Here is a 23,920-nt window from a genome sequence, read left to right as displayed (position 1 = left end):
AGGCCCCAGAAGTCATACGGAGAAGTACTTGGCCTCCGGGTGGTTGATCGCGCAAGTAAACGGCTATTTTTCTGCCGACAAGGTGCCCCTCTTGTGGTCCGGCGGAGAGAGGCATTGGGCATCGGCTCGCTACAGCAAAGTGGTGGAGGGTGCGGAATCTGCGTGATCGCCATCCGTGCGTTGGGTTCGAGTCTCGCCTTCGTTCTGGTGGCTACAGGCCGACGCCTCGCATGGCGTTGTCGCGCCAGCGGTCGACGGCGCGGATGTAGCGCAGCACGACCGGGGAGGCCGGAGCCCAGCGGCCATGCTTGGCGATGACGGAGACGGGGACGCCCGCGGCGTAGGCGACGGTGGCGCCGCCGGCGCGCAGGCTGTGCGCGGTGAAGGTGTCCGCGCCGGGGACGGCGGCGCGGACGGCGAGGTCGCGGACGATGACGTTAACGGCGTCGGCGCCGAGGCGGGGACCGAGGTTGCCGTGGCGGTCGATGCGGCGCAGCAGCCGCCCGGAGGTTTCCCCGGTCTCGCCGAGCACGGCGGTCCAGTCCCTCCAGACAGCCACCGGATCGGTCAAGGGATGTGCAAATCTGCAGCGAGATGTCAGTGCTACTCACCTGCGCATTCTGCATGAGGTGTCAGTAGATCTGCATATGCTGTCAGTGAGAATAACTCACTTCTGTGATCTTAATATCCGCCTTTCGAGCGAGGCGGCCGGGGTTTAGACGTGGCGCTGCTGCAAGCCGCACACGGATGCTCTCCTCGAACGACCGGACGGTATGAAAGTCAACCAAGCCGACTCCACCGAACTCGGGGTATACCAGTCGGCCAGCATGGAGATGGCGGCTTGGACGTCGGCGACCTCGGCGGCTCGGACGCTCGTCCGGTGGGAACCGACAGAGCCCAGACGATGTAACCGCCCTCCATCTTCGCCGAGCCCGACGCCGCGGCGGCCTGGGCCCGGCACACCTGGGTGCTGCAGGCGCTGGAGAGCAGCCATCCGGCCGCGGCCGAGCATCTGGACGCCGCACGCGAGGACTTGCTGGCCTTCGCCGCCTTCCCCCGGGAGATCTGGCCGCAGATCTGGTCGAACAATCCGCAGGAACGGCTGAACAAAGAGATCCGCCGCCGCACCGACGTCGTCGGGATCTTCCCCGATCGCGGCTCGATCGTCCGGCTTGTCGGTGCGGTGTTGGCCGAGCAGACCGACGAGTGGATCGAGGCCCGCCGCTACATGGGCCTGGATGTGCTGGCCAAGGCCCGACTACGGGTGATCTGCGGCGACACACCGCAGCAGAACCTCATCCCGCAGACACTTACCGCTTAACCTGCAGAAATAGGATCAAGCGGAGATCAACTCATACACCACTCCGCTGGACGTGACCTGTCGGAGGACGCTGCCACACGAAACGTGAGCGGTAACGTTTGCATTTTACGATAGTGCAGGCACTGCTCTGCGGGCTAGGTGAGCTGAAGCCTTTCGCCGCGCACCGCGGGCGTGAGTCCCCGAGGCCCGCTGGCGTCGTCTTTTCACCGCCTGGGTCGATGTTGGGCGGCCTACTGTGAGCGGACCAAACTGGAGGTCGGGATGAGCAGCGAGAGCGCCAAGTTGGGCGCGTCGACGGCGAGAGCGAGCGATGGGCGTTCCCCGACGATCTACGACGTTGCCAAGGTTGCTGGCGTTTCGCATCAGACCGTGAGCCGTCTGATGAAAGGTGAGGGGGTTCGTCCGAAGAACCGTGAGCGCGTTCTGCAGGCGCTCGAGGAACTTGGGTATCGCCCTAACTTGGCTGCTCGCTGGCTGGCCACCAACAAGTCGCACCGGATCGCGATCCTCACCCAGGAAATCGGCCAGGTCGGCCCCGGTCGAATCCTCCAGGGGGCTGGTGCCGAGGCCCGTCAGGCGGGCTACCTGTTGGACATCATCACTCTGGATGTCAGCGATCGGTCCGCCATCGACGAGGCGATCCGTCAGGTCAATGGGGAAGACATCGCGGGAATACTTGCGTTGGCCTCCACCGACGAGATGATCGCCGCGTTCGCCCACGCCGACTTCCGCGTCCCGGCCTTCATCGGTGCCGAAGAGGACGACGCCATGGGGGAGCACCCGGCTCAACGCAACGCGCGAGGACTGGATCAGGTCGTCGACCATCTTGTCAGAATCGGCCATCGCTGTTTCTTCCACATCGCCGGCCCCCGTACCTGGGTGGCCGCCCGCAACCGTGAGCTGGCGTACGAGCGTTCGCTGCGTCGGTACGGAATCACGTCGCTCGGTACCGCCTACGGTGACTGGTCGGCGGCCAGCGGCTATGAGGCGGCACTGAAGATTCCATCGAGGCTCGGCGTCACCGCTGTGGTTGCCGCCAACGACCAAATGGCCCTGGGGGCGATCCTCGCCCTGTCCTCTATGGGCTTACACGTCCCCGGGGATGTCTCTATCACCGGCTTTGACGACATCCCTGAGGCCGCGTATCTCTCTCCGCCGCTGACGACGGTCCGCCTGGACTTTGAGGAGCAAGGCCGTGATGCGTTCCTCCGCCTCATCGCCCAGATCGAGGGGCGTTCGTTACCGCCCGGAATCATGACCGCTGAGCTGGTCGAACGCGCCTCCAGTGGCCCGGTTCGGAGAGGCTAGACCCTCAATTCGTTACCGATAACGAATCTGTCGCGCAATATTGTTACCGGTAACGAATTAGAGGTAGCGTGCCCGTCAGCCGCCAGTGAGAGGTGCCGCCGGGCATCTTCTTCAACAAACAACGGAGTCCTTGCGTGAGTCTTGTGTCGCCCTATCGGCCGACCGGTGTTCTCTTCGGCGCCGCGTACTACGCCGAGTACCACCTCAGCGACCGGGTCAAGCAGGACCTGGACCTGATGAAGCAGGCCGGGTTCACAGTGATCCGGGTGGGCGAGTCGGTCTGGTCGAGCTGGGAGCCGGAAGAAGGGCGCTTCGAGCTGGAGTGGCTGCTACCGGTGCTGGACAGTGCCTATGAACGCGGCATCAAGGTCATCCTGGGCACGCCCACCTACGCCGTGCCGCCGTGGCTTCAGCAGGCCTACCCCGAGATCGCCGCCGAGCGAGCGACAGGGAATTCGATTCCTTGGGGGGCCCGTCAAGAGGTCGACTACTCGCATCCGGCGTTCCTGTTCCACGCGGAGCGAGTGATCCGCAAGGTGGTGGGCCGCTACGCCGACCACCCGAGCGTCATCGGCTACCAGGTCGACAATGAGCCGGGCCTGGAGCTGTTTCACAACCGCGGGGCGTTCATCCGCTTCGTGCGCCGGCTGAAGGTGCAGTACGGCGATGTGGACACGCTCAACCGGGAGTGGGGCCTGACGTACTGGTCCCACCGGATCGCCGACTGGTCCGAGCTGTGGCGCCCCGACGGCAACAGCCTGCCGCAGTACGACCTGGCCTGGCGGCGGTACCAGTCGGAACTGACCACCGAGTTCATCTCGTGGCAGTCCGACATTGTGCGTGAGTACGCGCACGAGGACCAGTTCGTGACCACCTGCATCAACTACCCGCGCAAGGCGCACGACGACCTGAAGCTCTCCGCAGCGCTCAGTGTGACCGCCGGCAACCCCTACTACTCCATGCAGGACCACCTGGATGTGACCAAGGAACTGGCCCCGCAGACGGAATGGACCACCACGGGCGTCGCCGGCTTGTTCCGGCAGGCCGACCGCCTGTTCTCCTCGCGGCAGGAACGCTTCCTGGTCACCGAGACGAACGCGCAGAGCATCGACGGCAGCGCCAACAACCTGCCCCCGTGGCCTGGTCAGCTGCAGCAGGCGGCCTTCGCCCTCATCAGCCGCGGCGCCGCCATGATCGAATACTGGCATTGGCACACCATTCCCTACGGGACGGAGACCTACTGGGGTGGTGTGCTCCCGCACTCCTTGCAGCCGGGTCGTGTGTACCAGGAAGTGTCCGCCATCGGTGCCGCGCTCGAGAAGATCGGCGACGCTCTGGACGGTTTCGAGCCCGACGGTGACGTGGCATTGCTGTGGTCGAACGACACGCGGTGGGCATTCCAGTTCTTCCCGCCGCTGAGCGTGGCCGGCCGCCCCGACCCGGCATCCTACGAGCGCATCTTCGACGCCTTCCACCGCGGCGTCATCGATGCGGGCGCGCAGGCGCGCATCCTGCACGCCCAGCAGGCCGTCGAACTCGGTGCAGCCGAGCTGGCGAAGCGTTACCCGGTGCTGATCGCACCCGCCTTCTATGTGGCGGCCGACCGCGAGCTTGAACTGCTGCGCGACTATGCGGCAGCCGGCGGGCACCTCATCATCGGCATCCGCACCGGCTACGGCGACCACGAGGCCCGCGCGCGCGTCGATGTTGCCCCCGCGGTCCTGCGAGAGCCCGCCGGAGTGCACTACGAGGAATTCTCCAACATCGATGAGCCGATCCCGGTCACCGGCCGCGGTGATTTTTCTTCCCCCGCGACCGCGGCGGCCACCTGCTGGATCGACGGCCTCATCCCGGAGGAGGCCGAACCGATCGCCGAATACATCCACCCGCGCTTCGGCGCCTTCCCTGCCGCAGTGACACGAGCCCACGGGTCTGGTCGCATCACCACGGTCGGAACCGTCCCGGACCCGACCCTGTCTGCGGCAGTGATCGCCTGGGCGCTACCGGCGGCGGTCGCCGACGAGCTCGCCCCGTCGCGCGCACTGCCCGTCACGATCTCGTCGGGGACCCTTCCGGACGGCAGACGTGCCTGGTTCCTTTTCAACTGGAGCTGGGACGAGACCTCCGTCACGATCCTCCGGCCCACCACCGACCCGGTGGCCGGCACCGCCCACGAGGCCGGGGCCGCCCTCTCCATCCCCGCATGGTCCACGCGGATCCTGCTCGACGGCTGAGTCCGCCCAGGTCAACGAAGCTCCGACACCATCACCCACGAGAAGAAGAACACAAATACTGAAAGCGACAAAGCGAGCAACGGCATTCGCAGCGAGCGTGGCGGTTACCGCGCTGGCCCTCGCCGGCTGCTCTTCCTCGGACAACGGCGGCAGTCCTGCTCCCAGCAGCCGCAAGGCCAGCCAGGCCGAGATCGACAAGGCGATGAACACACCGACGACGCTCACCTTCTGGACCTGGGTGTCGAACGTCGACGACGAGGTCAAGCCGTTCGAGCAGAAGTACCCGAAGATCAAGATCAACATCGAGAACGTCGGCCAGGGCCTGGACTAGTACCAGAAGCTGCGCACCGCGCTGAAGTCCGGAAACGGCGCTCCCGACGTGGCGCAGGTCGAGTACCAGTACATCCCGTCCTTCACGATCACCAAGTCACTGCTGAACCTGACGCCCTACGGCGCCGGCGACCTGAAGAGCAACTACCCCGAGTGGATCTGGAACCAGATCTCCCTGGACGGCAGTGTCTACGCGGTGCCGCAGGACGCCGGGCCGATGGGCAACCTCTACCGCTCGGACATCATGAAGAAGGTCGGCATCACTTCCTCGCCGAAGACGTGGGATGAATACGCGGCCGACGCGAAGATCGTCAAGGAAAAGACCGGCTCCTACATCAGCGACATCGCCTCCAACGAGCCCTCTGGCATGGTTGGACTGCTGTGGCAGGCCGGGGCCCAGCCGTTCGGCTTCGACGGCAAGAAGACCGTGACCATCGACGTCAACAGCGTCGAGGCCAAGAAGGTCTACAGCTACTGGCAGAACCTCATCCAGCAGGATCTGGTCTCCACCGACCCGGACTTCAACGACCAGTGGTACCAGGGGTTCTCCAACGACAAGTATGCCGGATGGCTGACCGCGGCCTGGGGCCCGCTGTTCCTCCAGGGCACCGTCAAGGAGACCGCCGGCAAGTGGTCCGCCGCCCCGCTGCTCCAGTGGAACTCCGGCGACAACGCCTCCGGCAACTGGGGCGGTTCCACCAACGCGGTCCTGTCGACCACGAAGAACTCCATCGCCGCCTACGAGCTGGCGAAGTTCATCAATACCGACCCGACCTCGACCAAGATGCTGAACGAGCGGCAGAACCTGTTCCCGACGATGAACTCCATGCTCAGCGACGCGTCGTTCACCGACGCGACCTCTGACTTCTTCGGCGGGCAGAAGGTCAACGAACTGTTCGCGCAGATATCCCCGACGGTCAACACGAAGGTCCAGTGGCTGCCGTTCATGGATTACGCCTACAGCGAGTTCAACACCACGGTCGGCAACGCCATGACGAACAAGGGCGACCTGTCGGCAGCGGCTGATCAGTGGCAGGACAAGCTCGTCGGCTACGCCAAGCAGCAGGGCTTCACCGTCCAGCAGTGAGCGCCCTGGAAGGGGGGCGACGCACCTCCCGGCGTCGCCCCACCAGATCGGAGCGAGCACCCGACTCGCCACTCGAGAGCCTCGGGAACAGGAGCCCATATGACCGTCAGCGCCGGCACGGCACCGCGACGGAACGCCCACGCGACGACGACCCGCAGGCAGCACCGCGCCGCCTACATCCTCGTCCTGCCGTTCCTCATCATCTTCACGGCGATGCTCATCGTGCCGTTGGCCTACTCGGCGTACCTGAGCTTCTTCCGCACTCAGCTGGTCGGCGGTGAGGAGTTCGCCTGGCTCGCCAACTATCTACGTGCCTTCACCGACCCGTCGTTCCTCGGTGGACTCGGACGGATGGCCATCTTCCTGGTCATCCAAGTGCCGATCATGCTCGGTCTGGCCCTGTTCTTCGCCCTCGCCCTCGACAGCAGCCGCATCCGAGCACCCAAAGCCCTGCGACTCCTGTTCTTCGTCCCCTACGCCGTTCCCGGCGTTGTAGCGACCCTCGTCAGGGCCGTCCCATCAAGCCTGGCAAGCTCCACGCGGACAAGGCCTATGACCGCGATGACCTGCGCCGATGGCTGCGCGGCAAGCGCATCGCCGTCCGTATCGCACGCAAGGGCATCGAGTCCGGCCAGCGATTAGGCCGGCATCGCTGGGTGATCGAACGGACCATGTCCTGGCTGACCGGCTATCGACGACTCACCATCCGCTACGAACGCTACTCCGGCAACTATCCGGCCCTTCTCGGCCTCGCTGCTGCTCTGTGCTGCTACAAGCGGCTCGTCCGACTCACCACATAGGACACGGTCTAAGTCCCAGGCTCCATGAGCACGGGCAGGAGTTCGTTGCCGTACCTCTGATGGGCGTGAGCGGGGAGCACGACCCGCGACACGGGCAAGGTCAGCGAGGCATCACAGCCCGTACACGCGAATACGATCATGCACCCTCCCGGATCAGGGTACTCAGTTCATCTTGGCTCAAAGCCAATCTCGAGAGAGTCGCTCGACGCCGGTTCAACGAAAGGCCACGCCGTATCTCACCACGGGCGAGGAATGCTGTGCGGCGGCGGCCCTGGTCGTACAGGAACGTGAATTCTGCGAAGGGTCAGAGACCTGGAGATCAATCGGTATCGATCGCCTGCACCTGTACGGCTGCCGCTTCTGTGAAGCCGAGAAGAGCGCGGCGCGCTTTCCGGCCTCGACGGTGAAAGGGGGCCTGGCTCGTTCGTCACCGACCATGATCGGTGCCGGGTGTGCGCGTCGGCTGCGGCATCCCGTGGTCTCTCGACGGCCGCCGACGCGGCCGTGACACGACCATGACACGGCACGGACGGGGCGTGGACACGGCTCGGAGACAGTGGGTGGCGTCGACGGGCGAGCCGCGGGCCGGTCATCGAGGGTGCGGCGAGACCCGGCGGCGTGTCGTGAGTGTTGTCGATCAGAAACGACCAGGCCGTGGGGAGGGCCTTGAGCCGGTCTTGACCCGAACTGTTCACCGCGGACGAGAACGTGGGCGGGACGCCGTGCCCGGGCAGGCCGTATGTCCGGGCGCCGGACGTCCGGGCAAGCCTCCGAGCAGGCCGTATGTCCGGGCGAGCCGGAGGCGGACCGCGGCACGGTGGCCGTACCGGTTGGCTGGTCGAAGCCGGACGGATCGGCCGTCCAGGCGGTCCCGGCCCGGAGCGCGGCCACCGATCCAGGGTCGCCTGGATGGGGCCGATGCGGTGCGGCCCGGGTGGGCCCGGCGACTCGGCGTCGTCCTCGTCAAGCGGGGCGAGCCGAACCGGCCGGGTCAAGTAGGGCGAGGTGGACCGGCCGGAGCCGCTGTGCCCGTCCGCCGGGCGGAACGTCACGGCGAAGATGATCAAGAATAGGAGAAGGCATGACTGATGACAGGCAATGGGACCGGCGTTCGCTGTTGCGGGGTGCCGCCGTGCTGGCCGGTGCGGCCGCGACGGTGCCGCTGCTCGACAAGGCGGCCACGGCGGTGGCCGGCGTCGGTGACACGGACGGGTTGTTCAAAGCCGGTGGCGGTGACGCGGACGCGTTGTTCAAGGCCGGGAGGTTCGAGCAGGCCGGTCGCGCGTACGAGGAGATCCTGAGAAAGGACCCCGGGAACGTGCACGCGGCTCGCCAGCGCGGCTACGTGGGGCTGCTGGCAAACCGGTTCCCCGACGCCGAGAGGTATCTCAAGATGGCCGTCGAGCTGGCACCCGGAGACAAGCAGGCCAACCGGCTCCTGGCCGACTGCTACATCCGGCAGGACAAGCTCTCCCTTTCGGCACCGCACTGGCGAGTCGCCGGCGAGGAGACCTACGCCAAATGGTTCGCGGCGTTCTCCGGCAAGCCGTACCAGGTCCACGGCGGCACCGCGCAGCTGCCCTGGAAGCAGATGGACCCGGAGCCGCTGGTGGAGGCCTCGATCAACGGCGGATCGACGAAGCGCTTCACGTTCTACACCGGCGCCCCGTCGCTGCAGGTGTCGGCGAAGGTGGCCAAGGAGGCCGGTCTGAGCCCCGTCGTCAGCGAGAAGATGGATTTCCTGGACGGCGTCGTATGGGCACACCACGGGGTTCTGGACTCGTTCAGGCTGGGCGGCATCGAACTGCGCAACGTCCCCGTGAGCTGGTCGACGACGGAGTCGGGCGGAGATGTCAGCACCGACAACGACGGCATGATCGGCATGTGGGTCTTCTACCACCTGCTGACCACCTTCGACTACGCGGGCCGGCAGCTGATTCTGCGGCGTCGGACCCCCGAAACGGCCGGTAAGGCGCGCGCCGCCGCCAAACAGGCAGGTGCCGATCCCTTGCCGATGTGGATGGCCCGCGAGCACGGGCTCCACAGCAGGGGCAGCATCGCCGGTGCCGCCGGCTCCGGCACAGGGGTGGTGGGCGTGCTCTTCGGCGGACACAGCGAGGTCGCCGGAATCGTGAAAAAGGAAACGGCCAAGCAGTTGCAGGTCCGCGTCGACCGCGACCGCCCGGTCGAGACGTTTGCCGGCAGTCACCCGGCCGTCGCCTACCCCTGCTACCCGAAGGAGATGCGCCTCGGCGACGTCGCCGCCGACGACATCTACTGCTTCACGAACCCGGACGCGCCGCTCGCCCCCGACGGGTTCAACGTGCCGGCCGTCTTCTTCCACAGCTTCCACAAGCCCAACACCATCACCCTCGACTTCACCGACATGAAGCTCTACGTCGCCCGCGGGCAGGCCGCCTGACCATCGCGACCGCAGGGGCGTCGCGGGAGCCGGACCCGTAAAGGAGCCCGTCACCTCGGATGACAGGGCGTTCGCCGGTGCTGTGAGCGGAAACGTCGGCCGAGTCGGCGGCCAGGCTCGGATGTGAGAGGGCGTTCGCCTCGGTGGATGCCCTCTCGCTGCGGATCCGGGCGCGTTCACGGCGCCGGTTGGTCGGCATCTCAGGGCGACGGACATCGGTTGGTCGGCATCTCAGGGCGACGGGCGACGGGCGTCGGGCGTCGGCGTGGGCAGGTGTGCGGAGCCCGGATTCGGACCGGGGAGTCGGACCAGGGGCCGGCCTGGGGGAGCTGGCGATCCTGGAAGCGCCCCTCGGGTGGCCCTCGCCGGGCGGCGACAGGTACGTACGGGTCCCGCAGGATGAAGCCCGGGGTCCGCATGCCCGGGGAAGCCGGTTACGGCCTTGAGGAACACGCGTCGTTCCAGGAGCAGCACGGGAGGAGGTGACGGCGGAACAGGGGAAGCCGTTCTCGTGGACCGTCGGAACGCCCCGCCTCGATCGAGATCTGCTCTCCAGATGAGCCTGTCGAACTCCGTCCAGCCGATCGGGCTGAACGGCTACCGCTACGACTACTTCCACGTCGGCCCGGCCCTGGCCCACCTCGTGCGCTCGTGTACGTACCTGCACGCGACCAGAGAAGCGAAGCTGACCGATCATGCGGCTGTCCGGCTGGCCGTGGACGTGAAAGCGGCCACCCTGCCGTGTACAGACCCGGTCGGATCCGGCGAACCGCCGCTGTTCTAAGCCGGGGCCAGCGCGGCGCGCACCAGCGAGTCGTAGGTGTCGGTCATCCGCTCCAGGGCGACGCCGAGCCCTCGCGCGAAGTCATCCAGCTCGGCCTGCACGACGGTGCCGGACTCCTGCCCGCTCACCGTGCGCTCGATCTCCACGAAGACCCCGGCGTGCTGCACCTCGTCAACACAGATCGTCATGTCCCCCAACGCCGCGATGCGGCGGGTCTTCACGATCCGGACCGTGGGGTGAAAGCCCATGAGGGTGATGGCGTGGTGCATCTGCTCGCGGTCAGCGACCACGGTTTCGTGCTCCAGGCACGCCATCGAATTGTCCAGCGGCCGCTTCACCGTGAACAGGTGCCGACCGCCCTGGGTACGCAGCCGGGCGAACGACCGGCCGACCTTTGGCAGGGCGTAGGTCCACCCGTCCTCGGCGTAGGCCTGATCGTCCTGGTGCACGGGAGCCGACAGCAGCGCCCCCTGCTGCGCGAGAGCGTCCTCCAATGCCGCCAGGTCACCCACCCGGTATTTGACCTCGATCTCCTGCACCCCGTGCGTCACGACGGCCTCCCTGGTCTCTACAGCAACCTGGGGAGCCTACCGGGCACAGCAGCGCCCGGCCGGTCTGTTCGACGAGCCCACCGGGCAGGGGTTACCACCCCTGGGACGGGAGTGTGGCGCAGTCGGCCGCGACTGGACCGGCTGGGAGAGGTGAGTGGACATCTCCCGGCCCGGTTGGCGGCCCAGTCCCCGACCGGGCCGACGAGCGCGTCATGGGCGTCGCTGGGGAGCCTCCCGCCGCAGCGCGGCACCGCGAAAGGGGCACGGCCGGAATACGACGGAAACACACCGCGGTCTGACGACTGATCGTTAGGGTGGACTTCGTCTTGTTGATGATGGTCTGGAGGTTGCTGGTGACCTCGATCGACCGGACCGCCTATCCACGCTTCGCCCGAGTGGTCTCGGGCCGGGAGCTGGTGGAGAGCTTCTCGCCGACCGACGCCGAGGTGAGCTGGGCGCGAGTCGGCTCCGCTCTCGACAACGCCGCCGCCGAGGCCTTCAACTCCACCATCAAGGTCGAGTACATCCACCGGCACCGCTTCGCCACCCGCCACGAAGCCCGACTGAAGATCTCCACCTGGATCGTCGACTTCTACAACCTGCGTCGCAGGCACAGCGCCTGCGACGGCATGTCACCCATCGACTACGAACGCTTCATGGCCGAAGCCAGGATGACTCAAGCCGCATAACGGAGCCCTCCACGATTTCGGGGGATTGACAGGCCCCTGAGCTGTGCGAACAAGCTCCTCATGGTTGTAGGAGCTGGCCGATGGTTGCGGAACCTCCATCAGCGTGGGGGTCCATTGAGCCGTCATTGATCGAACCCCCCATGGGGGTTCGATCAATGACGAGTGCCTACCACTCGCGAGCAAGGCGGTTCGATGCGTTCACTGCGGTGGTCTGCCGGCCCGTACCGATGGGAGCGGAGACAAGGTGCTCGGTGGTGGTCGCTTGCCGACGTTCGGAGTTGACATCTCGCCGCCGCCCCTGGCCGCAGGGCCGAGCGGCCAGGGGTAGCGGTCAACGCCGCGGCAGCAGGCGAGAACCGGGTTGTCCGGTCAGGCCGGGTTCAGTTGCCATTGCTGGTTGGCCCCGCCGTTGGCGGCCCACTGCACGACCTGCGCCCCGTCGTTCGTCGCCGCACCGGAGACGTCCGCCACCAGTCCGCTGCTGTGGCTGACGATGGTGTAGTAGCCGTTGCCGGTGGATCGCAGATACCACCTCTGGTTGGCGCCGCCGTTGGCCGTCCACTGCTGCAGTTGCAGCCCGGCCGTGCTGCTGCCGGCGTTGACGTCGAGCATCTTTCCACTCGGGACGTACTTGAGGGTGTAGGAGCCGTCGGAGGCCGTGGCGATGGTCCAGGTGGCGGTGCCGCTCTGCTGGATCACCTTGGCACCGTCCGCGGTGGAGTTGCCCGCGACAGCGAGCGGCTTGCCGCTGTTGCGGTTGACGATGCGGTAGTTGCCCGGTGCGGGTCCGCTTGCGCCGAGGTTGAAGTACTCCACCGCGTCGCTGAACGTCGTGGCGCCCGACTTGGTGGTCGTCAGTACCAGGTACACCCGTGAGCCGCTCGCCGGTGCGGTGAAGGTGACCGGCTGGGTGACCCGCGAGCCGAGCGGGACGGTCAGGGTCGTGCTTCCGGACGCGACGACCGCGCCGTCCGGCGCGTCGAGCCGCGCCGTCCAGGTGAAGCCCACCGAAGTGTCGGCGAAGTCGTCGTTGAAGACGGTGATGTTGCGGGTGACCGTGGCGTTCCGGGCGTAGGTGGGCACGGCCTGCGGCAGCGGGAAGGTGCCGTTCGCGTCCGAGACGCCGGAGGCCGACCAGTACGGCAGGTCGACCGCTGCCACCGGGTTGAACGCCGCCTGCACGCGCTGGAACTGCGGGTTGCTCCAGGGGTTCGGGAGGTTGTCCGCGCCGTAGACAGGGCGACCGCCCTCCTCCGGGACGAAGTCGGTGGTCCGCACTCCGGGCACGACGCTGGCCCAGGCGGACAGCAGCGTGTACGGACGCAGGTCGGAGGCGTCCTTGCCGCGCTTGGCCAAGGTTGCCGTGGCGAACCACTCGAAGCCCTGCTTGGTGTTGCATGCCGGCCAGATGTACTCGCCCTCGCCGTCGGGCCGCCCGTTCACGGTGATCAGGCGCTCCCCGTACCTGGCGAAGCCGTCGACGTAGTGCGGGATCACCGCGAAGTTGGCGTACGTCATCCCGGGATAGCCGTTGACATTCCCGTTGACGCCCACCTCGGTGATGATCGGCCGGGTGCCGTCGGCGCCGTTCATCGCCGTGTACAGGTCCTTCTCGAACTGTTCGGAATCCTGGCCGCTCTGGTTCGGCTCGTTGGACTGACTCCAGCGGATGATCGCGGGGTGGTTGCGGTCGCGCAGGACCAGCGCACGGGCGTGGTTGACCATGTTGTCGTGCCCGGCGATCCAATCCTGCTTGCCGGAGGAGCCGCGAATCGCGGTCTCACCGATGATCATCAGGCCCATCTCGTCGGCGACATCCAACATGTACGGGCTGGCGGGCTCCTGGTGGATGCGCACCACGTTGAAGTTCAGCCGCTGGTAGTTGTCCACCGCCTGCGGCCAGCCGCCGTTGCCCGACGAAGGCGGAAGGAATCCGGGCAGCGTGTCGTAGGCGTCGCCCTTGCCGCCGTTGTTGACCCGGTCGTAGTCGGCACCCTGGAGGTTGTCGCCGCGGAAGTTCACGCGCACGCCGTTGAGGTAGTAGTACTCACCGTTCTGGGTGGCCTCCCGGAACCCGAACCGGTACGTGGCGTCGCTGGTGTGCCCGTCATCGGTGGCGGCATTCACCGCCAGCCGGTGCAGCTGCGCCCGGTACCCCGACCGGTACGGCACGTTGGGCCACCAGTACGAGGTGCTGTCGAGGTTCCACGCGACCGGCCCGACGGTCACGGTCGCGGTCGAGCGGGCCGCCACGGTGACCGTTCGGCTGGGCAGTTGCGGGTAGCTGAAAGCCGTTCCGTTGTCGGACGACAGCGACCCGGTCAACGTCACCGACCGGGAACTGCCCGACGTGTTACGCACCGACACGTCGTAGCTCAACGTCTTGTTCGCCACCGACGTCCGCACGAATGTGTCGCTGACGTACACCTCCGGGTACACCCGCAAGAACGCCGACCGGAAGATCCCCTGGGGGACCGCCTCGGACCAGTCGGCGGCGTCGGGCACCAGGTACCGGCCGTTGGACGCCTTCAACGCGTCGCGGCCCTTCACATCGACGCTGATCGTATGAGTGGTGCCCGGGGCGGCGTAGGCGCTGATGTCGAACTTCGAGGGAGTGAAGGCCGTGGTCTGCGTCGCGACCACCCGGCCGTCCACCGACAAGGTCGCCTGGTGGTTCACGGCGCCGAACTCGATCCACGCCGACTGCGGCTGCCCTGAGTCCGGCACCGTCACCGTACGCGAGTACACCGCTTGGGACACATCGGTGAAACCCTGCTTGTACCAGCCACCTCCGGGCACCTTGATCGACGTCGTCGACCGGCCCGCCGGAGTGAAGCTCCACGTCCCGGCCAGATCGACCGAGGCGACCGCGGCATTGCCCGCGGTGAAGCCGTCGAGGTCTCCAGCGGCGGCGGCGACCGACGCGGTGGACTCCGACGCGGTGGACTCCGACGACGCGGACCGCTGTGCCGCCACAGCCGGCTGAGGCCCGATCAACGGGACCAGCAGCAAGGCCGCCACCACAGCCGGCCACCTCCTCGCCCTACGTCGAGGACGAAAGGAGGGATCGCTCCGCTTCATCGGTAATCCTTTCGGGTGAATCCCGTTCGTGAGGCACTTCCCGGGGCCGGCCGCCCCTCCGCGGGCGCCACCGCCCGGCCGTTCAGGCCGTCGCCGTTCGCCGGCGAAAGCCGACGGCTTGAGGGGGGCATCCTGTCTCCTCGCAATGGGAGCGTCGTATCGGTTCGACGGCATGGCCGAACATCACAGATAAGGCCCAAACCCCTACCTGTCAATGATCAGGGTTCCACAGAGATCGGACACTTCGGCCGTCTGGTTCCCATCAGGCCCGATGAGATCACGCGGTCCCAGACGTCGTGTAATTTTCATGCTGCGTTGGACCTCGAACATGGTTCCAAGATCGAATCGGCATGCTCAGGACCATCCAGACCGGTGTCGAACTTTCACAGTTAAACGAATCGATTCGATGCCGTCGGGCGCCTGGTAGGGGAATGGGCCCACCTACGGCCCTACGCCGGCAATGACGAACGCACCGATGTCCTCGGAGACTTCCTGCACCGCTACAACAGCGGCGACAGCGGTTGCGTCTTCACCGCCGAACTCGGGCGACCGTTGCGTCCACAACACGTCGGCGACCAGTTTTCCTGCTCGCCTGCCAGGCAGGGCTCCCGCCTACGGCATGCGGAGTTCGACCGCACGCCGGGCTATGCCGGTGAGGGACCGCCGAAGACGAGTTCGCCACCAAACTGGCTGTACAGCTCCAGCTGGTCGTAGTAGATCCGATGAGTGATGATCTTGTCGTTGCCGACGGAGCAGATGCTGGGACGCGGGTGCCATCGTCGGCGACGGCCCTACCTTCTCCCCCGCTAGCCTTGCCGCCCCCGGCCGTCACGGTGACGGTGACCATGGCCCACCGAATGACATCCACTGACATCCGATGACGAACTGCTGCGATAAAGCAGACATCCACAGGCCTTGACCAGCAGGTTCGTCACTTCATGTCAACAGAAATCGTCACTGTATGTCAGGAAGAGCTCGACGAAGCTTTTGATCATCGTCCGAAACGATCTTCATTAAGGATCGAAATAGCCTCTGAGCTGGGCATTGACACGAAGTGACGATTTTACACTGACACTTTTGTGACGACTCCCACTCACTTCCTTGCCGCTTTTGCCTAGGGCGGCCTCGTGCAGCTGGAGGCGGATCAGCTCGGTGGCGCGGGTCTCAGCGTGCTGCCGGGCGGCCTCCAGATCGGCGCGCAGACGCTGGGTCTGCTCGTCGTGGCGCTGGCGCACTCTTTCCAGGTCGGCGTGGGTGGCCAGGGTCTCGCGCGCTGTAGCGGCCTCAGCTGGATCTTGCTGACACCAGGTCCTGCCGTACGGACCGCAGGCGACGCCCGGCACCGCGCCGCCGGCCTACTCGTGGATCCGTCGACCTTGCCCCGCGGGATCGGACTCAGGCCGCGGTCCAGGCATACGAACCGGGACCGGAATGTCCGGCCGCCGACCGGCGAGCACCCGTACGAGCAGGGCCGGGCGGCCGGGCAGCCACCAGTTCCATCGGCCCATCACCGCGACGAACGCCGGCAACAGCAGCGCCCTGATCACGGTCGCGTCCAGCAGCACGCCCAGCCCGAGCCCCGTCGCGAACATCTTGATCTCCGGCTGCGGGGCCGCCGCCAGTGACCCGAACGCCAGGAACAGAATCAGCGCCGCGCTGGTGACCAGCCGTCCGGTCCGCCCCAGGCCCTCGACGACCGCCTCGTCGGTGGAGCCGGTCCGGTCATACGCCTCCCGCATCCTGGCCAGGATGAACACCTCGTAGTCCATCGACAGCCCGTACAGGAACGCGAAGATCATGACCGGGATGAACTCGGCGATGGAGCCCGTGCCGGCCAGCCCCCAGATCGGCTCGGAGCCGTAGCCGTACTGCCAGACGAGCACCACCGCGCCCATGGTGGCGCCGAGGGAGAGCACGTTGAGCACGATCGCCTTGACCGCCAGCAGCAGCGAGCGGAAAGCCCGCACGAGCAGCAGGAACGTCAGGACGGAGATGAGTGCGAGCACAGCGGGGAAGCCGCCGTAGACCGCGGCCACGAAGTCGAGGCTCTGCGGCCCCTCGCCCGAGACCTGGGCGCCCGCGGGCACGGCCGCGCGGACCCGGGCGATCGTGGCCCGGCCCGCCTCCGTGCCCGTCTCGTCCGAGGGGATGACCGTGATCAGCGACGTTCCGCCACTCCGCCAGCCGTGCGGGGCCACCGCCGTGCGCACGCCGGGCAGCTCCGCCAGGCGCGCCGCCCGCACGGCGGGATCGTCGCCGGGGGGAAGGATCACGTCGAGCGGGGTGAGCACCCCGGAGGGAATGCCCGCCCGCCGCAGCTCGGACAGCCCCTCGTAGGCGGGGCCGGTGCGGGGCAGGGAGTCGCTTACCGGCTGACCGAGCTGAAGCGAGAACGCCGCGCAGCCGAGCGCCGCGAGCAGCGCGCCGGAGGCGGCCAGCCCGGCCCAGCGGAACCGGACCACGCCCCGTGCCCAGGCCTGCCACCGGCCGGTTTCGGCGGGGAGCCGACGGCGGGGCCAGTCGAGTCGCGCCCCGCCCTTGGCCAGCAGGACGGGCAGCAGGGTCAGTACGGCCGGCACGCTGACGAGCGGCACCAGGATGCCGCCGTACCCGACGCTGCGCAGGAACGGCACCGGGATGACCACCATGGCCAGCAGGCCGATGCCCACGGTGACCCCGCTGACCACCACGGAGCGGCCCGCCGTCGTCATGGCGCGCTCGACGGCCGCCTCGCCCTCGTACCCGAGCGCGCGCTCCTCCCGCCAGCGGGTGATGAGCAGCAGCGAGTAGTCGATGGCCACGCCCAGCCCCACGAGGGAGACGATGAATTGCACGATCGTGTGCACGTCCGTCACGCCGGTCAGGCCGTACACCGCCAGGAAGGTGACGGGGATCGACACGGCCGCCACCAGGAGGGGCACCAGCGCGAGCACCGAGCCGAACACGAATGCGAGCACGACCAGCGCCCCCAGCCCGCCGATGAGCGTCTCGGCGAGCACGTCGATGCCCTTCGCCTCGGCTTCGGCCAAGGCCTCCATACCGGTGACGCGCAGCGTCGCGCCCGGCATCAACGCCGGCTGTAACGCCTTCTCGAGCGGCTCGCTCAGGTCGGCGTTCATGCCGCGCGTGGGTTCGGTGAACACCAGCCCGTACGTGGTCCGCCCGTCGTCGCCGACGAATCGCGGGTCGGCCGTGTCGGCGTACGACACGACGCGCACGCCCATGGCCGAGACGGCGGCCGAGAACAGTCTGCCGATCTCCGCGCGCTGCCGTGCCGCCGTGCCGCCCTCCGGCAACGTGACGACGACGACGAGGGGCGGGTCGTCGCCGCCGGTTCCGTAGAGCCGGTGCATGGCCTGGTTGGCCTCGTACCCGGGTCGTCCGGGCTGGGCGAAGTCCTCCGTCAGCCGGTCGCCCACGGCGACGGTCGCGAACACTCCCGCTACCGTGACCGTCAGCCAGGCCAGCACCACCACCAGTTTGTGCCGCAGCACGAACCGTCCGAGCCGCGCGGTGAACCGGTCGTCTAGATGATTCATGCGCCCAGTGCAGCAGCGCACTCTTCAGTTCCGCTGTGACAGAGTTCCTTGAGAACTCCACGGCAGACTGGCCGGATGAGCGCTCGCATCCTTGTCGTGGACGACGACCCCCATCTCGCCGACCTCGTGGTCATGGCCATGCGTCACGAGGGCTTCGAGGCGGAGGCCGCGGGATCGGGGGGCGAGGCGGTCTCCCGGGTGGCCGGAAACGCGCCGGACCTGCTCGTCCTGGACATCGGACTGCCCGACGGCTCCGGGCTGGACACCTGCCGGCGGCTGCGGCGGCTGGGACACCGGTTCCCGATCATCTTCCTGACCGCGATGGGCCGCACCGAGGACAGGATCGCCGGTCTCAGGTCGGGTGGGGACGACTACCTGACCAAGCCGTTCAGTCTGGAGGAGCTGATCGTGCGGACCCATGTCGTCCTGCGCCGCACGATGTCCGCCGACCGGCTCTCCTACGCGGGCCTGGAGATCGACGACGGCCCCCGTGAGGTACGCCGCGAGGGCCGCCTGATCGGGCTGAGTCCGAAGGAGTACACGCTGCTGCGCTACCTGCTGGTCAACGCCGGGCGGGTGCTCACCAAACAGCAGATACTCGACCACGTCTGGGAGTCCGAGAGCGGCGGCAGCGAGGGCCTCGTCCACACATACGTGAGCTACCTGCGCAGGAAGATCGGCGACCCGCCGCTCATTCACAACGTCCCGCGCGTCGGCTACATGCTGCGCCTGCCGCGGTCGTGATCCGCACGCGGTCGCTACGGGCGCGCCTGACCCTCACCGTGCTCGCCCTGCTGACGACGGGGCTCGTCGGCGTGCCTCTGGTGACGTGGGGCATCACCAGGGACGCCGGCGCGGAACGCGCCCGCGACCGGCTCGACCGCTTCGCCGCGGCCGTCACTCCGTTCCTCGCCGAGGGCCGCTCGCCGGACGAGGAGACGGCCCGGTTGTTCTCCGCCGCGGCGACCCCGGTTCTTCTCCAGGTGCGGGACACCCGCGGCAACGTGATCAGGACTGTTCTCTCCGCCGACGTGCACATCGGCGCCACCTCGCCCCGCCGCCCGACCACCGCCGACCCGGACGGGGCCGTCTACGTACGCGAGGACGCCGCCCCCGACCTGGGCGGCCCTTTCGCGAGCGAGGACCAGTGGTGGCTTCGCCACTCCTGGCTGCCGGACGGCCGGATCCTGGTCAGCGGGATCCGCACGGCCGAGTACGACACCGTCACGAAGCGGCTGACCGGCGTCTTCGCGGCCATCACGCTGCTCGTGCTCTGCGTGCTCGCCCTTGTCGCCTTTCGAGCGATCCGCCACGCGCTGCGCCCCCTGGACGACATCTCCGAGACCGCCCAGGCCATCGGCGGCGGCGATCTCACGCGGCGGGTCGAGCCGGCCGAGCCGCATACCGAGGCGGGCAGGCTCGGGCTGGCACTGAACGCGATGCTCGGCCAGATCGAGGCCGCCTTCCGCGAGCGCACCGCCTCGGAGGAACGGCTGCGCCGCTTCATCGCCGACGCCTCGCATGAGCTGCGCACGCCCGTGGCCTCCGTACGGGGGTACGCGGAGCTGTTCCGGCGGGGCGCCGCGAACCGCCCCGGTGACCTGGCCAAGACCATGGCCAGGATCGAGGCCGAGGCCGAGCACATGGGCGTCCTCGTGCACGAGCTCCTCCTGCTGGCCGAGCTCGACGAGCGGCGCCCGCTGGAACGCGAGCCGGTCGACCTCGCGGATCTCGCCGCCGAGGCCGTCGCCGCCTCCGCGGCCGTGGACCTCGGCCGTCCTCTCGCCCTCCGGGCGACCGGACCCGTCCTCATCCGCGGCGACCGCACGCGCCTGCGCCAGGCCCTGGACAACCTGCTGGTCAATGTACGTACGCACACCCCGGCGGGCACGGCGGCGACGGTGACCGTCCGGGCGGAGGGCGACGACGCGGTCGTCGAGGTGCGCGACGAAGGTCCGGGGCTGAGCGCCGTGCAGGCGGTGCGCGCCTTCGAGCGTTTCTACCGCGCCGACCCCACCCGCCGCTCCGGCACCGGCCTGGGGCTCGCCATCGTCGCGGCTGTCGCCGCCGCGCACCATGGGCACGCCCGAGCCCTGCCGTCCGACTCGGGCGCCGCGTTCGAACTCCGGCTCCCGCGCGGGTGACCACCAAACCGGGTCGACTCCGCTGCCCCTGTCCCGTGGCCGCCCGTGGGAGCACCGGAACCAGGTCACGTCCAGCGAGAAGCAGCGCGAAGCGAGCTGTCGCCGGGCGGTGGGACGCGGGGGCGCGTCCCGTCGCCCTGCCGAAGATCGTGAAGGTCGTCAGGGAGGAGTCTCACATCCGTTGACGGGATCGCCGCGAGCAGGGGTGTCACCGGGCACGACAGCCGTGTTTCCGGAAGCTCTGCGCGGGTTCTGCGCCATGCCTTCGAGCGCTTTCCAGAAGCCGTTGGCTGATCTGCTTCCGGAACCGGGATCACGGTCGTTGCGGCTCCCCGGCGAGCGGGTGCTCTTCGCCCCACGCGAGCATGGCGTACAGGATGCCGCTGAGGCTCCGGCCCTGCTCGGTGAGCTCGTAGACGACCCGCGGCGGCACCTCCGCGTGCACCGTGCGGGTGAGGATCTCCTGGTTCTCCAGGGTGCGGAGCCGGTCGGTGAGCGTCTTGGCGCTGGGGTCACCCAAAGCGGTACGCAGCTTCCCGAACCGCTTTGGGCCGCTGAGCAGCTCCCGGATGATCAGCGTCGACCACTTGCCGTCGAGGACCCTGAGCGTCCGCTCCACGCCGCAGCCGCGCGGCGACGCCGTCGCCAGGCGGGAGGCCACGTCCCCGCCGTTGGTTTCCATGCGGACACTATATTTCCTTCTAGGTACTACTTCACAATGGAAACTAATGTGCCGTTCCATGAACAGATCAACTGTTGTCGTTCATGGAGCGACCGGCGCCCAAGGGCGCCCCGTGGTCCGGCGCCTGCTCGCTGCGGGTCACCGCGTGCGCGCCGCCGTGCGCGACACCGCCGCGCCCGGCCTGCCCGCAGGTGCCGAGCCGGTCTTGGCGAACCTGTCCCTTCCCGCGTCCCTGGCCGACGCCTACGCCGGGGCCGACGCGGTCGTCGTGCAGCTGCCGCTGGTCTTCGCCGCCGAGGCGGCGGTGCCGCAGGCCGAGGCGGTGCTTGGCGCGCTCAAGGGCGCGGGGGTGCCGCGGGTGGTGTTCAACACCGGCGGCCCGCCCGTCGCCGAGCCCGTCGGGGTGCCGTTCGTGGACGCGCGGGCGCTGCTGGCCGCCGAGCTGCCGGGCGTCGTCGGCGCCGCCACCGTCGTCGGTCCGGCGTTCACGTACATGGAGAACCTGACCGCCCCCTGGTCACTGGCGCGCGTGGCCGCAGGGGAGGTGGCCTACCCGCTGCCCGCGGAGCTGCCGGTGCCCTGGCTCGCGCTCGACGACCTGGCCGCCGCCATCGCCGCGCTGGTCACCGAGCCGCAACCGCCGTCCCTGCAGATCATGGCCGGTCCCCAGGCGATGACGGGCGACCAGGTCGCCGCCGAGCTCGCCGCCGCGCTGGGGCGCGAGGTGCGGTGGCGAAGCGTCGAGCCGGGTGAGTACGAGCGGATGCTGGCCCCGTACGTCGGAGCCGAGGCCGCCGCGGGCGTCGCCGCCGCCTACACCCCACCCCCGCCGGGAACGCCACCCCCTCCGGCCCCGGACCCCACGGTGATCAGGACCGGACCGACGGGCTTGCACGCCTGGGCCATGCGCCAGGACTGGCGGACCTGAAGATGGCGGCGTGCTCGGCGGCCCGGGTGCCGGTTTCCCGCCGCCGGGCCGTCGCGTGCTTCCGTCCCTCCGGCCCGCGTCCGGGTGGCGGGCGGTGGCGACGGGACGGTAGCCCCTGACGTGGTCGACCGTGAACCGCTTGGGATAGGCGTGCCCGGGCCTCGGCGACCCGTCCGGCTCGGGGAACTCGATCGCCTTGGCCCGCATCTCGATCAGCCCGTACCTCGGGGTGTGGAGCCGGACGTTGCGCTGGGCGGCGGGGTCAGCAGGCGGTGTCGGTGGCCGGCAGTTCACCGGTGGTGAGGTAGTGGGTGACCGTGGCGTTGAGGCAAGCGTTCCCGTAGTGCGGGAACGGGGCGTGGGTGTGGGCGTCGATCGTGACCAGGCGTGACCCGCGGATGCGCGCGGCCACGGCTCTGCTCACAGAAGGCGGCACCGCCACGTCCCGCAGGGCCGCGACGACCAGGGCGGCCGGCGCGCGGTTGCCGTCGAGCCGCACCGGTTCGTCCTTGGCGGGCGGCCAGAACGCGCAGGGGTTGATGTTGGCGTTGACCGGGCCGAACAGCGGGTGGCGGTCCCGCTGGGAGGCGATGTCGCGCAGGTAGACGCGTGGGTCGCGCGGCCAGGGGGCATCGGCGCAGCGGTAGGCGATGTTGGTGGCGGTGTGGTGGTCGCCGGGCACGCCGGGCACGCCCTCGGGCCGCGGAGGGCGGATGGGGAATGGCAGGGACGGCTCACGTCCGGCCGCGACGGCGGCGAAGGCCGCGGCGACGACGCCGAAGGCGCGCTCGTCGTAGATCCCGGCCACCAGCAGGGCACCCAGCTCGCCGACGGTCCAGGCGTGACCGCCGATGACGATGGGCGCTCGGGTGGCCCGGTCGAGGATCCCGGTGAGCGTGGCGTGCACCTGTGCGGAGGTCTCCCCCAGACCGTATTCGGAGTGCCGCCCGGCGACCCAGGCGGCGAGGGCCACTGTTCCCTCCTCGAACGCAGGGGTGCGGCCCATCTCGTAGGGCCGCCAGATCGTATCGGCGTTCACCGGGCTGTCCAGTACGAACCGGTCCACGCGGTGCGGGAACAGCGTGCCGTAGACGGTGCCGAGCAGTCCCGCGTACGAGCCGCCCAGGTAGGAGATCTTCTCCTCGCCGAGGGCCGCGCGGATGAGGTCCATGTCGCGGGCGGCGTTCGCGGTGGTGGCGTGCGGCAGGGCCCAGCCGGAGGCCCGTACGCAGTCTTCGGCGTACCGCCGGGCCTCGGCGGCTTCGGCGGGGAAGCGTCCGGGGGTCGCGGGGCGTACCCAGAACCCGCCGGGCTCCTCCTCGGGCTGCCCGCAGCCGATGGGCGTGCTGCGCTCGACGAATCTCATGTCGAACCCGACCAGGTCATACCGGGCGCGGACCTCGGCGGACAGCGCCGGGGCGAGGCTCACGGGCAGCGGGACGCCCGGCCCACCGGGTCCGCCGCCGGTGGTGAGCAAAACACCCCGGCGCCGCGCCGGGTCGGTGGCGGGCAGCCGGGAGATGACGACGGAGATGGTGCGGCCGCGCGGGCGGCGGTGGTCGAGGGGGACGGTGACCCGTGCGCATCGCAGGTCCGGCGTGCTCACCCCGGCGCACGCCTCCCACCGCAGTCCCTTGCCCCCGGTGGCGGTACCGGGTGCGGCGACCGCGGGGGCGGCCAGGGCCAAGGCGGCGACCGGTGCGAGCGCGGTGGCCGTCACGGCACGGACGAGGCGTCCGGACCGGCCCCGCCCGCGTGCCGGGGCGGCCGGGACCGCGCTCGTGCCGTTCCCTCCCGCGTCGCGCGGCACGTCCGGAGCACGGCCCGCGCTCCCCTGCCCGCGGCGGTGTGCCACCGAAGCCGCGGCCGCGGCGCCCCGTTCCCGGGAGGCGGGGGCCTGGGCCGCGTGGTCCGAGAGCCGTGTCACCCGGGGCAGGCGAGTGCCGTCTGGGGAGCCGCCCGTGGTGTCCGTCATGTCGTCACTCTCCGTCCTTCGTGCGTGCACGTCCGCCGGTCGGCC

17 protein-coding genes and 1 pseudogene are annotated in these 23,920 nt (G+C 68.7%); 12 read left to right on the top strand and 6 right to left on the bottom strand.

The features are described from left to right. Positions 1–211: 211 nt before the first annotated feature. Entirely contained in the window at positions 212–559 is a 348-nt protein-coding gene (locus ACTOQ3_RS25925) for a hypothetical protein (RefSeq protein WP_440085953.1), read from the bottom strand. Positions 560–916: 357 nt separating this feature from the next. Between ACTOQ3_RS25925 and ACTOQ3_RS25920 the strand changes: the two are divergent. The 8 genes and pseudogenes from ACTOQ3_RS25920 to ACTOQ3_RS25885 all read left to right on the top strand — a co-directional run. Further along, a pseudogene (locus ACTOQ3_RS25920) lies at positions 917–1,321 on the top strand (transposase); the annotation flags it as partial. Positions 1,322–1,582: 261 nt separating this feature from the next. Then, entirely contained in the window at positions 1,583–2,629 is a 1,047-nt protein-coding gene (locus ACTOQ3_RS25915; protein WP_440085951.1) for a LacI family DNA-binding transcriptional regulator, read from the top strand. A 134-nt stretch (positions 2,630–2,763) separates the two neighbouring features. Then, positions 2,764–4,863 carry a beta-galactosidase gene (locus tag ACTOQ3_RS25910; protein WP_440085949.1) on the top strand — a complete coding sequence of 700 codons (2,100 nt, stop codon included), beginning with the start codon at positions 2,764–2,766 and terminating at the stop codon, positions 4,861–4,863. A 97-nt stretch (positions 4,864–4,960) separates the two neighbouring features. Next, positions 4,961–5,194, top strand: coding sequence for a hypothetical protein (locus ACTOQ3_RS25905; RefSeq protein ID WP_440085947.1), 234 nt, complete (start codon positions 4,961–4,963; stop codon positions 5,192–5,194). A 9-nt stretch (positions 5,195–5,203) separates the two neighbouring features. After that, complete coding sequence (locus ACTOQ3_RS25900; RefSeq protein ID WP_440086067.1) at positions 5,204–6,280, top strand: extracellular solute-binding protein; 1,077 nt, start codon at positions 5,204–5,206, stop codon at positions 6,278–6,280. Between the two features lie 290 nt (positions 6,281–6,570). Beyond that, positions 6,571–7,080, top strand: a complete 510-nt coding sequence (locus ACTOQ3_RS25895; RefSeq protein ID WP_440086066.1) for a transposase — start codon at positions 6,571–6,573, stop codon at positions 7,078–7,080. Positions 7,081–8,161: 1,081 nt separating this feature from the next. After that, positions 8,162–9,502, top strand: coding sequence for an aspartyl protease family protein (locus ACTOQ3_RS25890; RefSeq protein ID WP_440085946.1), 1,341 nt, complete (start codon positions 8,162–8,164; stop codon positions 9,500–9,502). Positions 9,503–10,058: 556 nt separating this feature from the next. Next, positions 10,059–10,286, top strand: coding sequence for a hypothetical protein (locus tag ACTOQ3_RS25885; RefSeq protein ID WP_440085945.1), 228 nt, complete (start codon positions 10,059–10,061; stop codon positions 10,284–10,286). Here the strand turns inward: ACTOQ3_RS25885 and cyaB are convergent. Continuing rightward, positions 10,283–10,837 carry a class IV adenylate cyclase gene (cyaB, locus tag ACTOQ3_RS25880; protein WP_440085944.1) on the bottom strand — a complete coding sequence of 185 codons (555 nt, stop codon included), beginning with the start codon at positions 10,835–10,837 and terminating at the stop codon, positions 10,283–10,285. The genes ACTOQ3_RS25885 and cyaB overlap by 4 nt on opposite strands. 314 nt (positions 10,838–11,151) lie before the next feature. On the opposite strand from cyaB, the gene ACTOQ3_RS25875 reads away from it, so the two are divergent. Next, positions 11,152–11,526 (top strand): integrase core domain-containing protein, encoded by a 375-nt coding sequence (locus ACTOQ3_RS25875; protein WP_440085943.1) that lies wholly within the window; start codon positions 11,152–11,154, stop codon positions 11,524–11,526. Between the two features lie 369 nt (positions 11,527–11,895). Here the strand turns inward: ACTOQ3_RS25875 and ACTOQ3_RS25870 are convergent, their stop codons facing one another. Together ACTOQ3_RS25870 and ACTOQ3_RS25865 are read right to left on the bottom strand one after the other, a co-directional pair. Further along, positions 11,896–14,550 (bottom strand): RICIN domain-containing protein, encoded by a 2,655-nt coding sequence (locus ACTOQ3_RS25870; RefSeq protein ID WP_440085942.1) that lies wholly within the window; start codon positions 14,548–14,550, stop codon positions 11,896–11,898. Between the two features lie 1,412 nt (positions 14,551–15,962). Next, a complete protein-coding gene (locus ACTOQ3_RS25865) occupies positions 15,963–18,146 on the bottom strand; it encodes an MMPL family transporter (protein ID WP_440085941.1) in 2,184 nt (727 codons plus the stop codon). 75 nt (positions 18,147–18,221) lie between these two features. On the opposite strand from ACTOQ3_RS25865, the gene ACTOQ3_RS25860 reads away from it, so the two are divergent. Further along, a complete protein-coding gene (locus ACTOQ3_RS25860) occupies positions 18,222–18,890 on the top strand; it encodes a response regulator transcription factor (protein ID WP_440085940.1) in 669 nt (222 codons plus the stop codon). Further along, positions 18,887–20,290, top strand: a complete 1,404-nt coding sequence (locus ACTOQ3_RS25855) for a sensor histidine kinase (protein ID WP_440085939.1) — start codon at positions 18,887–18,889, stop codon at positions 20,288–20,290. The genes ACTOQ3_RS25860 and ACTOQ3_RS25855 overlap by 4 nt, the downstream gene beginning before the upstream one ends. Positions 20,291–20,603: 313 nt before the next feature. On the opposite strand, the gene ACTOQ3_RS25850 is transcribed toward ACTOQ3_RS25855, so the two are convergent. Then, positions 20,604–20,972 carry a winged helix-turn-helix transcriptional regulator gene (locus ACTOQ3_RS25850; protein ID WP_440085938.1) on the bottom strand — a complete coding sequence of 123 codons (369 nt, stop codon included), beginning with the start codon at positions 20,970–20,972 and terminating at the stop codon, positions 20,604–20,606. On the opposite strand from ACTOQ3_RS25850, the gene ACTOQ3_RS25845 reads away from it, so the two are divergent. Then, positions 20,860–21,900 (top strand): NmrA family NAD(P)-binding protein, encoded by a 1,041-nt coding sequence (locus tag ACTOQ3_RS25845; protein ID WP_440085936.1) that lies wholly within the window; start codon positions 20,860–20,862, stop codon positions 21,898–21,900. The two genes, ACTOQ3_RS25850 and ACTOQ3_RS25845, sit on opposite strands and share 113 nt — an antisense overlap. A gap of 262 nt (positions 21,901–22,162) precedes the next feature. Here ACTOQ3_RS25845 and ACTOQ3_RS25840 read toward each other — a convergent pair whose 3' ends face one another. Further along, positions 22,163–23,875, bottom strand: a complete 1,713-nt coding sequence (locus tag ACTOQ3_RS25840; protein WP_440085935.1) for an alpha/beta fold hydrolase — start codon at positions 23,873–23,875, stop codon at positions 22,163–22,165. Between the last annotated feature and the right edge of the window lie 45 nt (positions 23,876–23,920).

The organism is Streptosporangium sp. LJ11 (genome assembly GCF_051918945.1).
In the GTDB taxonomy this organism is placed as follows: Bacteria; Actinomycetota; Actinomycetes; order Streptosporangiales; family Streptosporangiaceae; genus Streptosporangium.
The sequence above is the reverse complement of the archived record's forward strand: the minus strand, read 5'-3'. Positions and strand labels throughout refer to the sequence as shown.